Genomic DNA, 13,509 nt, shown 5'->3' with positions numbered 1-13,509 from the left:
AAACTGGATTCGCACGGTTTTGCCGATCAAAATGGTCGACATACGCTGCACCAACGAATCGGAGGGAACCATGAAACAGATCAACAAAACGGTGACGGAACGCCTCGTTCACGCGCTGACGTTCGAGCTGGTGGCAATTGCGCTGTGCGCGCCGATCGGCGCGTGGCTGCTCGACATGCCGGTGTCGCACGTCGGCGTGCTGACGGTGATGGTGTCGCTGATCGCGATGGCCTGGAACATGACGTTCAACACGCTGTTCGACCGCTTCGAGCGGCGGGCCGGCCTCACGCGCACGCTCGGCATGCGGATCGCGCATGCGGTCGTGTTCGAGCTCGGCCTTGTCGCGATGGTGGTGCCGGTCGCCGCGTGGTGGCTGAACGTGAGCCTCGTCGAGGCGCTGCTGCTCGACCTCGGCATCGTGCTGTTCTTCCTGCCTTATACGTTCTGCTTCAACCTCGCGTACGACGCGCTGCGCGCACGCTGGGTCGCACGCCGCGTCGCGGTACAGGCGGGCTGAGCGGCCGGCGGCGGGAGCGCCGACCGGGGCCGGCCGTCAGTGCGCGACGGCCCACAGCCACACGCCGCATGCGATCGCGACCGCACCGTAGACGGCATACACGGGCACCTTGAAGCGCGCGAAGCACAGCGTCGCGAAGGCGCCCGTGAGCCAATAGACGGGATCGGCCGGTTCGCGATGCAGGATCTTCACGACGGCGACGACGAGAAAGCCCGTCGTCGCCGCGCGCAGCAGGCGCATGCCGTGCTCGAAGCGCGAATGGCGCTTGAGCCGGAACAGATGGTTCTGTGCGAACACGACGAGACACCCCGACGGAATGAACAGCGCGGCGGTCGCGAGCAGCGCGCCGATCCAGCCGTCGGTCAGGTAGCCGAGAAACGGCACGACGTTCAGCAGCGGGCCGGGCGCAACCGGCGACAGCGCGAACGCGAGCGTGAAGTCGTGATCGGAGATGCCGGTGGCCGGCGACACGAACAGCGTCTTGAGCACGGGCAGCGCGGAGAAGCCGCCGCCGAACAGCGTCATGCCGGCGCCGGCGAGCCGCGGCCACAGCAGCGTCATCTGGTAGTCGCCGGGCAGCGGCAGTGCGAATACCGCGACGAGGACGGCCAGCAGCACGAGCAGGTTGCGGTCGCGCTTCGACAGCGTGAAGTCGACCGAGTCGTGTTGCGGCGGGCCGGTCAGCCAGCCTGCTGCAAACGCAGCGAAGAGAATCACGACGAAAGCGGCCGGACTATGCGCGAAAGCGAGCAGAATCGTCGACAGCGCGGCGATCAACTGTTCGAGCCGTGTGCGCGCGAGCGTGCGCAACTGCCTGACCCACGTGACGCCGATCAGCGCGGCAAGCACCATCCCGAAGTGATTGACCAGCATCGGCGCGGCAAGCGAGCGCACGATCGGCGTGCGGTAGAAGATCGCGAACAGCGTCATCAGTATGGAGAACGGAAGGACGCTCGCGACGCCGGCAACCCAGGCGCCGGCGCGGCCGTGCAGCGTCTGGCCGACCTGCACCGCGACATTGCAGCCGACGGGGCCTGGCACGAGCCATGCGAGGGCGACGAGATCGGCGAACACGTGCGGCTCGATGCGCTGCAACCGTTCGACGTAGTGGCGTTCGAGCTGCGCCATCATCGAAAGCCCGCCCCACGATACGGCGGAAATGCCGGCGACGACCTTGAACAAGGCCCACAGGGATGCCTGTGCCTGTTCGACACGTTCGGCCGCTTCGACTTCGACGGTGGTCATGATAGTGCTGTTGGCGCTGGGCCCGGTCTTGCGCATGAAAACGTGCCGGCGACTCGCCGGCACGACGGCCCTCCCGATTGTCCGCCGCGGGTCGTGACACTGCCATGCGCGAAAACGCTAGTTAATGAACTAAACAACCGGATCGGAAACCGAAATAGTGGGGGTGCCGCGCAACATGGGCCGCGCGGGTTGCGGGCTCAGGCGCCCGTGCTGCCCGTCGCGCGGTGCGCGAGGACGTTCGGCCGGTCGCCGCGCACGCCGAAGCGCGCGATCAGCGGGGGGATCGCGTCGGCCGGCACGGGGCGCGAGAACAGGAAGCCCTGCGCCTCGATCTCGCCGAGCGCGGACAGCCATGCGATCTGCTCCTCGGTTTCGGTGCCTTCGACGACGACCGTCAGGCCGAGCGAGCGCGCGAGATGCACGATCGACGACACCATCACGCACACGCTGCGATCGTTCGGGATCGCCTGCACGAACGAGCGGTCGACCTTCAGCGTATCGACGGAGAAGCGGTGCAGGTACGACAGCGACGAGTAGCCGGTGCCGAAATCGTCGAGCGCGATCCGGATGCCGAGCTTCTTCAACGCGACGATCTTCTCGGACACGAGCTCCGGATATTCCATCATCGCGGTCTCGGTGATCTCGAGTTCGAGCCGGTTCGCGGCGATGCCGGTGTCCAGCAGCGCCTGGGAAATCGTCTCGATCAGGTCGCCGCGCCAGAACTGCACCGGCGAGATGTTGACCGCGAGCGTCAGCGTGTCGTGGCCGTCGTCGCGCCAGCGCGCGATCTGTTCGCACGCGGTGCGGATCACGAAGTCGCCGATCGGCACGATCAGGCCCGTCGATTCGGCGATCGAAATGAATTCGTTCGCGGAGATGATCCCGTGTTCGGGGTGGTCCCAGCGCGCGAGCGCCTCGAAGCCGGTGATCGTGCGGTGCGTCAGGTCGATCTTCGGTTGATACGCGAGGAACAGTTGCCCCTCGGCGAGCGCGACGCGCAATTGCTGTTCCCAGCGCATCAGGTGGTCCGCGCGATGCGACAGGTGCGGCGCGTAGAACTGGTAGCAGTTCTTGCCCGCGTCCTTGGCGCTGTACATCGCGAGGTCGGCCTTCTTCAGCAGGTCGATCTCGCTTTCGTTCGCGACGGTGTGCAGCGCGATGCCGATGCTCGCGTGCAGTACGAACGAACTGCCGCGCACGTCGAACGGCTCGCCGAACATCCGGATGATCGCTTCCGCGAGCCGCACCGCGCGCCGTTCGACGTCGTCGCCCTTCATCACGACGACGAACTCGTCGCCGCCGATCCGCGCGAGCGACCCTTCGTCGTCGACGGCATCCGACAGGCGCGACGCGGTCATCTGCAGCACGATGTCGCCGGCGTTGTGGCCGAGCGTGTCGTTGACGGTCTTGAAGTTGTCGAGGTCGATGAACAGCAGGCCGAGCCGCGACAGGCTGGCCGGCATCGACACGTCGTTGCGCAGCCCGCGCAGCGTCGCGTAGCGGTTCGCGAGGCCGGTGAGCAGGTCGTATTCGGCGAGCTGGGTCATCTCGCGCTCGCGGCCGAGCAGCTTGCCGATCAGCCCCGTCGCGACGCCGAAGAACGCGAGCATCGCGAGCGTGATGAAGCTGGTCATCAGCAGGTAGACGTTGCGCGTGTGGTAGTAGTCCGCGTATTCCTCGGTCTGCGACAGACCGACCATCACCGCGAGCGGGTAGCCGTCGAGGTGGCGGTACGACACGATGCGCGTCACGCCGTCGATCGGGTCGATGATCGTGCCCGTCACGCGCTCGGCGATCGGGTAGACGCCCGATGCGGAGAACGCCCCCGGTGCGTTGCTGACCGAGCCGGTGCGCCGCGCGAGCACGGCGCCCGTGTCGGACACCACCGAGATCACGCCTTCCTTGCCGATCGCCGCGTTGTTGTAGAAGTCGTTCGTGAAGTAGCTCGGGTCCTCCGACACCACGACGATGCCCGCGAAGCTGCCGTCCGGGTTGTTCAGGCGCCGCGTCATCTGCAGCGTCCAGTGGCTCGACACGCGGCCGAGCACGGGCTTGCTGATGTACAGGCGGTCGTCGTTGTGCGAGAGGTGGACCTTGAAGTGCTCGCGGTCGGCCAGGTTGATCGGCTGCGGATGGCGTTCGGCCGTGTTCGCGAACAGGATCCCCTTCGCGTTGACGAGCGAAACCTGGATCAGTGTGTCGCTCGGCACGACGCCTTTTTCGACCGTGCTCGCGAGATTGAAGCGCGCGGGCGATTTCTCGAATTCGAACTTGACGAAGCGGGTGATCTGGTCGACCTGGTGGATCGCCTTGACCGTGTGCTGTTCGAGCGCGGACGACAGGATCGCCGCGGAAGCCGCCGCTTCCTTGTACGCGCTGTCCTTTTCGACCGACAGCCGCGCGATGATCACCGCCCACAGCAGCGCAAGCGCCAGCATCCCGAGCAGCGGGATCGCGAACAGCGCGCGCCGGCGCGACTTGCGTGGCGCGCGTAGCGGCCGGTTCGGCGGCGTGTGGTTTGACCGGGCGGAGCTCATTGAAGAGGGCGGCGTCCTGCTCGCGTGCGCCATCCCGCGTCGGGATGGTCGGCTATGTAGGGTCGCACCGGCGTCTGTTCGTTCGCGGGATGCGCAACCATGGACAGACCCGCCGAAGCGACGGATTAGGCCCGATATTACTGGCTGGAACGTTTTTGCGATAGCCGGGGGAATCGTAGGGCGCCGGCCGGGCCGGCGCCCTTGCGCAAGGCGAAACGTCAGGCGGGCGCCTGGAACGTGCCGTCCACGACCGTTACGACGTGGCCGCCGATCCAGATCGTGCCGTCGTCGTCGTAGCGGACGAAGATGCGGCCGTCGCGGCCGATCGCCGTACCCTGACGGGCCGTATACGACTGGCCGGGGCGGCGTGCCTGCCGGGTCAGCAGCCCGGCCAGCGCGGCGTTTGCGCTGCCGGTGACCGGGTCCTCGCCGAAACCGAAGTTGCCGCCCGTCATCAGGCAGCGGATTTCGAACGTCGCGGGGCCGCCTTCGGCGTGCGGCCCGTAGACCGCGAGGCCGTCCATGCCGTAGCGGTGCGTGAGCGCCGCCAGCGCGGCCGGATCGGGCGACAGGCCGATGCACGCGTCGGCCGACTTCAGCCGCACGACCAGCCACGGCGCGCCGTTGTCGACCGCGCACGGCTCGGCTTCCAGGTCGATCGCGTCGCTGCGCAACGCGGCCACCAGTGCCGGGTAGTCCGAAGGGGCGAGCGGCGTGAACCGTGCCGGCGGCGCGGCAAATGCCCAGCCATCGGCCTGTTCGCGCAGTTCGACCCGGCCGACCCCGCATTGCTGGATCAGCCGGCCCGGCGTGCGCGGCCGCGCGCCGCTTTCCAGGAACGCATGCGCGGTGCCGAGCGTCGGGTGGCCGGCGAACGGCAGTTCGCCGGCCGTCGTGAAGATCCGGACCCGGTAGTCGGCCTCCGGATCGGTCGGCGTGCAGACGAACGTGGTTTCCGACAGGTTCGTCCAGCGGGCGATCTCGAGCATGGCGTGGTCGCCGAGCGACTCGGCGTCGAACACCACGGCGAGCGCGTTGCCCTTGAACGGTACCGACGTGAACACGTCGACCTGCTTGAAGGGGACGAGACGGCCGGGCATCGCGCTGGGTCCGTTACGCCACTTCGGCGATCAGCTCGATCTCGACGCACGCGCCGAGCGGGATCTGCGCGACGCCGAACGCCGAACGCGCATGCTTGCCCGCGTCGCCGAACACTTCCGCGATCAGTTCCGACGCGCCGTTCGTCACGACGTGCTGTTCGGTGAAGTCGAGCGTCGAGTTGACGAGGCTCATCAGCTTGACGATGCGCGTGACCTTGTTCAGGTCGCCCGTGTGCGCGTGCAGCGTCGCGAGCAGGTCGATCGCGATCGAGCGCGCGGCCGCCTTGCCGTCTTCCGTCTGCAGGTCGGCGCCGAGCTTGCCGGCCCAGACCTTGCCGTCCTTCTTCGCGATGTGGCCCGACAGGTAGACCGTGTTGCCGCTTTGCGCGCTCATCACGTAGGCGGCAGCCGGCGCGCCGGCGGTCGGGAGTTCGATGCCGAGCGACTTCAGTTTGTCGTAGACGTTAGCCATGTGTTCGATTCCTCGTAGAGAGTCGTGACAGGAAAAAGGGGATCAGAGACGCTCGCGCAGCAGCTTGCCGAGGCGCGCGACGCCTTCCTCGATCTTCTCCGGCGGCACCGTCACGAACGACAGGCGCAGCGTGTTCTGCTGCGGATCGTTCGCGAAGAACGGCGCGCCCGGCACGAAGGCGACGTGGTTGTCGACCGCGGCCTCGAGCAGCTTCATGCTGTCGATCTGCGCGGGCAGGTTCACCCAGATGAACATGCCGCCGTCCGGGCGGTTCCACGTGACGCCTTCCGGCATGTGGCGCGCGAGCGACGCGAGCATCGCTTCGCATTGCGCGCCGTACAGCTGGCGGATCGTCGGGATGTGCTCGTCGAGGAAGCCGTCCTTGATCACTTCGTGCGCGATGCGCTGCGTGAGCGTCGGCGTGTGCAGGTCGGTGGCCTGCTTGGCCTGCACGAGCTTGAAGTGGAGTTCCTCGGGGGCAATGATGTAGCCGATCCGCAGGCCCGGCGCGAGCACCTTCGAGAACGTGCCGAGGTGCACGACGTGGTCGGGTGCCATCGACAGCATCGTCGGCAGCGGCTCGCCCTGGTAGTTCAGCGCGCCGTACGGGTCGTCTTCCAGCACCGGGAACGGGCTCGACTGCGCGAACGCGGCGAGCGCGCGGCGGCGCTCGACGGGCAGGCGGCGGCCGGTCGGGTTCTGGAAGTTCGGCTGCGCGTACAGCAGGCGCGCGCCTTGCGTCAGCTCGGGCGTGAGGCCGTCGGGCAGCAGGCCCTGCTCGTCGGTCGGCACCTGCACGTAGCGCGGCTCGTACAGCGAGAACGACTGCAGCGCGCCGAGGTAGGTCGGGGTTTCGACGAGGATCGGGCTGTTCGGATCGATCAGCGCCTTGCCGAGCAGGTCGAGCGCCTGCTGCGAGCCGGTCGTGATCAGCACCTGCGACACGCGCACGCTGTAGCGCTCGGCGATCCATTCGCGCAGCGGCAGGTAGCCTTCGGTCGCGCTGTACTGGAGTGCGGCGGCGGGCGAATCGCGCAGCACGCGGTCGGCCGCGGCACGCATGCGTTCGGCCGGGAACGTCGCGGGAGCGGGCAGGCCGCCGGCGAACGAGATGACCTCGGGGCGTTCCGTGACCTTCAGGATCTCGCGGATCGCAGAGCTCGTCAGCTTGCGGGCGCGTTCGGAAAGCTGCCAGTGCGGCGGATGCAGGTCGCTCGGATTCATAGTCTCCTCGTTCGGATATCGTGGTCAGTCAAGAAAGGTCGATCAGGCAGATTGCGTCGACGCAGCCGGGTGGGCGTGCGGGAGCGCGATCGGGCCGTCGCGGCCGGGTGGGCAAAACCGTTCAGGCAAAACGAACATTATGGCGCACCTCTTCAACCGGCGCGAGCGGGACGCGGGGCCGTGGCCACCGCCGAGCGCCGGCCGAGCATCACGGTCGCGATCACGGCGGCCGCGAACAGCCAGGTCGACGGCATCACCGTTTCGCCGAACAGCAGCGCGGAAAAGGCGATCGTGAAGAAGATCTGCAGCAGTTGCACCTGGCCGACGCGCGCGATGCCGCCCATGGCGAGCCCGGCGTACCACGCGAAAAAGCCGATGAATTGCGAAAAGAGGGTCACGTAGCCGAACGCGAGCCAGGTGCGCAGCGCGAGCGGGGCGGGGTGCGCGACGTGCTGCGTCCATGCGAGCCAGCCGACCGGCAGCACGAGGAACGGCGCGGACACGACGAGCGCCCAGCAGATCACCTGCCAGCCGCCGATCTGGCGCGCGAGGCGCGCGCCTTCCGCATAGCCGAGCGCGCCGATGCCGACCGCGACGAGCATCAGCGCGTCGCCGGCCTGCACCGTGCCGCCGCCGTCGCGCAGCGCGAACGCGATCACCAGCGCGCTGCCCGCCAGCGCGCTGGCCCAGAACGCCTTCGACGGCCGTTCGTGCGACAGCCACGCCGCGTACAGCGCGACGAACAGCGGCTGCAGACCGTTTACGACCGCGCCATGCGACGCCGGCACGGTTTTCATCGCCCACGCGGAGAACACCGGATACGCGATGATCACGCCGGCCGACACGACCGCGAGGCTTTTCAGCTGCGCGCGGGTCGGCAGCCGTTCGCGGCGCCACCACAGCAGCAGGCCGGCCGGCACCGACGCGGCGAGCGCGCGGCCGAGCCCGTTCAGCAGCGGGTGGAGTTCGGCGACGACGATACGCGTCATCGGCAGCGTCAGGCTGAAGATCATCACGCCGATGAGGCCGAGCAGCATGCCCCGGGTTTCGCGCGAATTCATGTACTGGGTGTCTCCATATTGCTGGGTTCGTGCATCGAAGGAGCGGCAGGGTGCTCAGCGCAGCGTGCGCGCGCCCTGCGGCGTGTCGAATTCGGCGACGAGCGCCGGCGGGCCGTCGCCGGTTTCGAGGTCGAGCAGATGGCCGGCGCCGAGCCAGTCGAGCTGCTCGCGGATGGCGTCCGCACGCGGGTGAACGCCCTTGAGCGTCTTCAGCGCGACACCGTCGTTCGGCAGCGATTCGGCCGGATGGCGCGGGCTGTCCCACTGGATCAGCGACGGCACGAGGCCGTCGCCGGCGCCTTGCCATGCGGGGAACGCGCCGTCGTCGGGCACCGTGAGGCCCCAGCTCAGGTCGCCGCGCCGCATGGCGACGACCGGCGCGATGCGCGTCGGGTACTGGCTTTGCCACAGCGAGAGCTGGCGCGGGCGGTCGACGCGCGCGACCCAGTGCGCGAGGAACGGGCCCTGCGCGAGCCGCGCCTGCAGCGCCGGATCGTCGAGGCCGAACAGCCGCGCGCGCGGCGGCGTGGCGTCGCCGTCGGTGGCGGGCGCATCGGGATCGATCGCGATCACTTCGAGGTACAGCCCGCCCCACGCGCCGAACAGCGCGTTATGGGTGCGCATCAGCGGATGGCGGCCGCCACCGGCCGGTTCGATGCCGAGCGCGTCGGCGACATGGCGCACGCCTTCGTCGAGCGTGCGCGCGGCGATCACGAGATGGTCGAGGGTCAGGGAGCGGGCTGGCATGAACGTCGGTCGGGAAGCGAAAGTGTCATGGTGGGCGGGCGATGCGCCGGGCGGTTGCGGAACCGGCCGGTGCCCGGGCCGCAACGCAGGCCGGGCGGTGCGGCGCCGCGTGCGGCAGGGCCGCGACGGCGTCCGCACGATCACCGTTCCGGTCAACTGTAATCGTCAGCACCGGCACAGTAACGGTACAATCGGCGCGATAGCCTTCGGTACAGTTGGAGCTGCCGCCCATGTCAACCGTCCCTCTCGCCCAGATTCCCGCGCCGCACGACACGGCCACGCTCACGCTCGTCGACCAGCTCGTCCAGTGGGCGCGGCGCCGCATCGACGAACGCGTGTTCCGGCCCGGCATGCGGATGCCGTCGATCCGCAAGCTCGCGCTCGACAAGAGCGTGTCGCGCTTTACCGTGGTGGAGGCGTACGAACGGCTCGTCGCGCAGGGCTACCTCGACTCGCGGCGCGGTTCGGGCTTCTACGTGCGCGAGCGCACGGCCGCCGGCCCGCAGCCGGCCGACAACGTGGTGCGCGTGGCCGAAGCCGCGCCGGTGCACAACACGATCGACGTCGTCTGGCTGCTGCGCAACATGCTGCACACCGCCAGTCCGGAAAAAGGGCCGGGTCTCGGCTACCTGCCGGGCCGCTGGCTCGACGGCGAGCTGATCACCGGCGCGCTGCGCGCGCTCGGGCGCCAGTCCGGCGCGCAGATGCTCGGTTTCGGCACCGCGCAGGGTTTCCTGCCGCTGCGCCAGCAACTGCAAACGCGGCTCGCGGAAGTCGAGATCGGCGCGAAGCCCGAGCAGCTCGTGCTGGTGTCGGGCATCACGCAGGCGATCGACCTGATCTCGCGGATCTACGTGCGGCCCGGCGATGCGGTGATCGTCGGCGATCCCGCGTGGTTCCAGATGTTCGGCCGCTTCGCGTCGCAGGGCGCGCAACTGGTCGGGATGCCCTATACGCCCGACGGCCCCGATCTCGACGCGCTGGAAACGCTCGTGCAGATGTGGCGGCCGAAGATGCTCGTGATCAATTCGGTGCTGCAGAACCCGACCGGCACGTCGCTGTCGGCCGCGCAGGCGTTCCGGATCCTGAAGCTCGCGGAGGCGTACGACTTCCTCGTCGTCGAGGACGACGTGTACGGCGACCTGTGCCCGCCGAGCTATCCGGCCACGCGACTCGCGAGCCTCGACCAGTTGAAGCGCGTGATCTACCTCGGCAGCTATTCGAAGACGCTCGCGGCGAATCTGCGGGTCGGCTATGTCGCGTGCGCGCCGGAGATCGCGAAGGCGGTCACCGACCAGAAGATGCTGGTCGGGATGACGACGCCGGAACTCAACGAGCGCGTGCTGTACAAGATCCTGACCGAAGGGCATTACCGGCGCCACGTCGAGCGGCTGCGCGCGCGGCTCGACGGCGTGCGCGACAAGACCGCGCGAATGCTCGAGCGCACCGGGTTGCGGCTCTTCACGATGCCGGCCGCCGGGATGTTCCTGTGGGCCGACACGGGCGTCGATTCGGATGCGCTCGCGGCGGCCGCGCACGAGGAAGGGTTCCTGCTGACGCCGGGGAGCCTGTTCTCGCCGCAGCAGTCGTCGTCGACGTGGACGCGCTTCAACGTCGCGAACTGCGGCGATCCGGCGCTGCCGGGGTTTCTTGCGCGGTATCTTGATTCGGTCGAGCGGCGTGCGTCGTCAATGTGACGCTTCGAATCGAGTCATCGGGACGCTTTGATCGAGCAAGGCGCTGGCAGATTTTCAGGCAGCCAAAAGTGCCTGCACTCACCAGTAGTGCCGATACGACGAGCACATAGTAGAGGTCAATGTTTGCTGAAGATTCGCAACAGCGTGCGGCGAAAAGTCGGTCGAGCCATAGAGAGAACGTAAGGGGCGGGGCGGGGACCAGATCGGGATGACGGAACCACCCATATGCCAGCGCGAGCGATGCGGCCGAAATCCAGATGGCGGCTGCGGCGATTCGAACGAGTCGCTTCATCGCACGGTCACCATTCCATAGGCTCGCAACCTGCTTCCGGGGATCGGGTGCGGGCGGCTGCCGAGCAGCAACTCCCGCACGCGCTGGAAGTCGCTTGGGCTGTCGATGACGATGCATCCGCGACTGATTCCGCGAGGTCCGCGTGGATGCAACCGGAACTGACCGCGTTTCACATCGTCGCATAATGTGAAGTCGTCGACAGAACCATCGGCCGCATATAGCGCAAACCACTCGGATTTGCCGCCGACGCTGTCGTGCAGCCAGCCGAGCCGCCCTCCGGACTGCCTGTCGACTACGTAATATTGTCCGGGCGGTATCGGTCCGAGGTCTGCGACGCAACCGGCCGCCGCCGCGTTGACGTAAGGCGGGAGCCCTGAAAATGCCGGCAGCTTGAGGCCGTGAATTCGGAATAGGCTCATTGGCTGATCATTGAGTTCAAAGCTGCACTGAATCATTTTGTTTTCCGATTCGGTCTCGGACGGGAAATTTCAGCAAATTGAAAGCGGTGACAACATTGGATCAGTTCGAACCTGCATCAGGAGAGTCTCGTTCTTGACCGGTACCATTGGGCCTATCCAGGCATCGCTCCCTAAAGCGGCTCGGTCTGGCACCTTGAAATCCGTTCGACTGCCCCCATCTGCCCGCGCAAACCGCTTGCGCCAGGCCGGGCGCCTGCGCCACACCATTCAAGTTCAAGTAAGAGGAAACAGCATCCATGGCACACGAAACGATGAGCTTTCAGGCAGAGGTCAAGCAACTCCTCCACCTGATGATCCATTCGCTCTACAGCAACAAGGAAATCTTCCTGCGCGAACTGGTGTCGAACGCGTCCGACGCGGCCGACAAGCTGCGTTTCGAAGGGCTCGCGGACGCCGCGCTGTACGAGAACGATCCGAACCTGCGCATCCGCATCGGCTTCGACAAGGCGGCACGCACGATCACGATCGAGGACAACGGCATCGGCATGAGCCGCGACGAGGCGATCGCGAACCTCGGCACGATCGCGCGTTCGGGCACCAAGGAATTCTTCACGAAGCTGTCCGGCGACCAGCAGAAGGACGCGGCGCTGATCGGCCAGTTCGGCGTCGGCTTCTACTCGGGCTTCATCGTCGCTGACAAGATCACCGTCGAGACGCGCCGCGCCGGCCTGCCGGCGAACGAAGCCGTGCGCTGGGAAAGCGCGGGCGAGGGCGATTTCACGATCGACGCGATCGAGCGCACGCAGCGCGGCACGACGATCACGCTGCACCTGCGCGAAGGCGAGGACGAACTGCTGTCGTCGCACCGCCTGAAGTCGATCATCCAGAAGTATTCCGATCACATCGCGCTGCCGATCCTGATGCAGAAGGAAGAGTGGGATCAGGAAAAGGGCGAGATGGTCCTGAAGGACGAGGACGAGACCGTCAACCAGGCGAGCGCGCTGTGGACGCGTTCGAAGAGCGACGTGACCGACGAGCAGTACACGCAGTTCTACCAGCACGTCGCGCACGACCACCAGGATCCGCTCACCTGGACCCACAACCGCGTCGAGGGCCGCAGTGAATACACGCAACTGCTGTTCGTGCCGGCGCACGCGCCGTTCGACATGTGGAACCGCGACTACCGCGGCGGCCTGAAGCTGTACGTGAAGCGCGTGTTCATCATGGACGACGCCGAGCAGCTGCTGCCGCAATACCTGCGCTTCGTGAAGGGCGTCGTCGATTCGGCCGACCTGCCGCTGAACGTGTCGCGTGAAATCCTGCAGGAAAGCCGCGACGTGAAGGCGATCCGCGAAGGCGTGACGAAGCGCGCGCTGTCGATGCTCGAGGAACTCGCGAACGCGGAAGAGGACGCCGGCAAGGAGAAGTACAAGACGTTCTGGAGCGCGTTCGGCCAGGTGCTGAAGGAAGGCCTCGGCGAGGATCACGCGAACCGCGAGCGCATCGCGAAGCTGCTGCGCTTCGCATCGACGCACGGCGACACCGACGCGCAGGACGTGTCGCTCGCCGACTACGTGTCGCGCATGAAGCCCGAGCAGAGCAAGATCTACTACGTGACCGCCGATACGTGGCTGGCCGCGAAGAACAGCCCGCACCTGGAAGTGTTCCGCAAGAAGGGGGTCGAGGTGCTGCTGCTGACCGATCGCGTCGACGAATGGATGCTGTCGTTCCTGCATGAATTCGACGGCAAGCCGCTCGCGAGCGTTGCGCGCGGCGATCTCGACCTCGGCGAGCTGAACGACGAGGAAAAGAAGGCGCAGGAGCAGGCGGGCGAGGCGATCAAGCCGGTCGTCGAGAAGATGAAGGAAGCGCTCGGCGACAAGGTGAAGGAAGTGCGCGTCACGTTCCGCCTGACCGATTCGCCGTCGTGCCTCGTCGCGGACGACAACGACATGAGCGGCTACCTGCAGCGGATGCTGAAGGCGGCCGGCCAGAACGCGCCGGCGATGCAGCCGATCCTCGAGATCAACCCGGATCACGCGCTCGTGAAGCAGCTGAGCGCCGACAGCGCCAATTTCGGCGACTGGTGCCATCTGCTGTTCGACCAGGCATTGCTGGCCGAAGGCGGGATGCTCGACGATCCGGCGAGCTTCGTGAAGCGGACCAACGCGCTGCTGCTGTCGCGCAGCGCGTGAACG

11 protein-coding genes are annotated in these 13,509 nt (G+C 67.1%); 3 read left to right on the top strand and 8 right to left on the bottom strand.

Annotated elements, in window-relative coordinates; all coding sequences use genetic code 11:
* Nucleotides 1-70 precede the first annotated feature (70 nt).
* Nucleotides 71-517: a multidrug/biocide efflux PACE transporter gene (locus tag U5771_RS13995; protein ID WP_322024521.1), complete on the top strand. Its 447-nt coding sequence runs from the start codon at nucleotides 71-73 to the stop codon at nucleotides 515-517.
* A 36-nt stretch (nucleotides 518-553) separates the two neighbouring features.
* Here U5771_RS13995 and U5771_RS13990 read toward each other — a convergent pair whose 3' ends face one another.
* The 7 genes from U5771_RS13990 to U5771_RS13960 all read right to left on the bottom strand — a co-directional run bounded on the left by U5771_RS13990 (nucleotide 554) and on the right by U5771_RS13960 (nucleotide 8,903).
* On the bottom strand, nucleotides 554-1,762 hold the full coding sequence (locus U5771_RS13990) for a chromate transporter (protein WP_322024520.1): 1,209 nt from the start codon (nucleotides 1,760-1,762) through the stop codon (nucleotides 554-556).
* A gap of 197 nt (nucleotides 1,763-1,959) precedes the next feature.
* Nucleotides 1,960-4,299 (bottom strand): EAL domain-containing protein, encoded by a 2,340-nt coding sequence (locus tag U5771_RS13985; protein WP_322024519.1) that lies wholly within the window; start codon nucleotides 4,297-4,299, stop codon nucleotides 1,960-1,962.
* 218 nt (nucleotides 4,300-4,517) lie between these two features.
* Complete coding sequence (locus tag U5771_RS13980) at nucleotides 4,518-5,399, bottom strand: PhzF family phenazine biosynthesis protein (protein ID WP_322024518.1); 882 nt, start codon at nucleotides 5,397-5,399, stop codon at nucleotides 4,518-4,520.
* A 13-nt stretch (nucleotides 5,400-5,412) separates the two neighbouring features.
* Nucleotides 5,413-5,871, bottom strand: coding sequence for a RidA family protein (locus U5771_RS13975; protein WP_006478174.1), 459 nt, complete (start codon nucleotides 5,869-5,871; stop codon nucleotides 5,413-5,415).
* 42 nt (nucleotides 5,872-5,913) lie between these two features.
* Nucleotides 5,914-7,095 carry a PLP-dependent aminotransferase family protein gene (locus U5771_RS13970; RefSeq protein WP_322024517.1) on the bottom strand — a complete coding sequence of 394 codons (1,182 nt, stop codon included), beginning with the start codon at nucleotides 7,093-7,095 and terminating at the stop codon, nucleotides 5,914-5,916.
* A 152-nt stretch (nucleotides 7,096-7,247) separates the two neighbouring features.
* The gene (locus U5771_RS13965; RefSeq protein WP_322024516.1) at nucleotides 7,248-8,156 is read right to left on the bottom strand and encodes a DMT family transporter; all 909 of its coding nucleotides are present in this window, start codon (nucleotides 8,154-8,156) and stop codon (nucleotides 7,248-7,250) included.
* A 54-nt stretch (nucleotides 8,157-8,210) separates the two neighbouring features.
* Entirely contained in the window at nucleotides 8,211-8,903 is a 693-nt protein-coding gene (locus tag U5771_RS13960; protein WP_322024515.1) for a VOC family protein, read from the bottom strand.
* A 230-nt stretch (nucleotides 8,904-9,133) separates the two neighbouring features.
* Between U5771_RS13960 and U5771_RS13955 the strand changes: the two genes are divergently transcribed.
* Nucleotides 9,134-10,600, top strand: coding sequence for a PLP-dependent aminotransferase family protein (locus U5771_RS13955; protein WP_322024514.1), 1,467 nt, complete (start codon nucleotides 9,134-9,136; stop codon nucleotides 10,598-10,600).
* A gap of 288 nt (nucleotides 10,601-10,888) precedes the next feature.
* Here the strand turns inward: U5771_RS13955 and U5771_RS13950 are convergent, their stop codons facing one another.
* A complete protein-coding gene (locus U5771_RS13950) occupies nucleotides 10,889-11,347 on the bottom strand; it encodes a DUF2778 domain-containing protein (RefSeq protein WP_322024513.1) in 459 nt (152 codons plus the stop codon).
* Nucleotides 11,348-11,607: 260 nt separating this feature from the next.
* On the opposite strand from U5771_RS13950, the gene htpG reads away from it, so the two are divergent.
* Nucleotides 11,608-13,506: a molecular chaperone HtpG gene (gene htpG, locus U5771_RS13945; protein ID WP_322024512.1), complete on the top strand. Its 1,899-nt coding sequence runs from the start codon at nucleotides 11,608-11,610 to the stop codon at nucleotides 13,504-13,506.
* Nucleotides 13,507-13,509 lie beyond the last annotated feature (3 nt).

The sequence above is a fragment of the Burkholderia sp. BCC1977 genome (genome assembly GCF_905339595.1).
Classification (GTDB): Bacteria; Pseudomonadota; Gammaproteobacteria; order Burkholderiales; family Burkholderiaceae; genus Burkholderia.
The sequence above is the reverse complement of the archived record's forward strand: the minus strand, read 5'-3'. Positions and strand labels throughout refer to the sequence as shown.

What these genes read in the sequence shown, in the direction of transcription:
- U5771_RS13995 (WP_322024521.1), top strand. Translation starts at nt 71, where the DNA reads ATGAAACAGATCAACAAAACGGTGACGGAACGCCTCGTTCACGCGCTG.
- U5771_RS13990 (WP_322024520.1), bottom strand. Translation starts at nt 1,762, where the DNA reads ATGACCACCGTCGAAGTCGAAGCGGCCGAACGTGTCGAACAGGCACAG.
- U5771_RS13985 (WP_322024519.1), bottom strand. Translation starts at nt 4,299, where the DNA reads ATGAGCTCCGCCCGGTCAAACCACACGCCGCCGAACCGGCCGCTACGC.
- U5771_RS13980 (WP_322024518.1), bottom strand. Translation starts at nt 5,399, where the DNA reads ATGCCCGGCCGTCTCGTCCCCTTCAAGCAGGTCGACGTGTTCACGTCG.
- U5771_RS13975 (WP_006478174.1), bottom strand. Translation starts at nt 5,871, where the DNA reads ATGGCTAACGTCTACGACAAACTGAAGTCGCTCGGCATCGAACTCCCG.
- U5771_RS13970 (WP_322024517.1), bottom strand. Translation starts at nt 7,095, where the DNA reads ATGAATCCGAGCGACCTGCATCCGCCGCACTGGCAGCTTTCCGAACGC.
- U5771_RS13965 (WP_322024516.1), bottom strand. Translation starts at nt 8,156, where the DNA reads ATGAATTCGCGCGAAACCCGGGGCATGCTGCTCGGCCTCATCGGCGTG.
- U5771_RS13960 (WP_322024515.1), bottom strand. Translation starts at nt 8,903, where the DNA reads ATGCCAGCCCGCTCCCTGACCCTCGACCATCTCGTGATCGCCGCGCGC.
- U5771_RS13955 (WP_322024514.1), top strand. Translation starts at nt 9,134, where the DNA reads ATGTCAACCGTCCCTCTCGCCCAGATTCCCGCGCCGCACGACACGGCC.
- U5771_RS13950 (WP_322024513.1), bottom strand. Translation starts at nt 11,347, where the DNA reads ATGATTCAGTGCAGCTTTGAACTCAATGATCAGCCAATGAGCCTATTC.
- htpG (WP_322024512.1), top strand. Translation starts at nt 11,608, where the DNA reads ATGGCACACGAAACGATGAGCTTTCAGGCAGAGGTCAAGCAACTCCTC.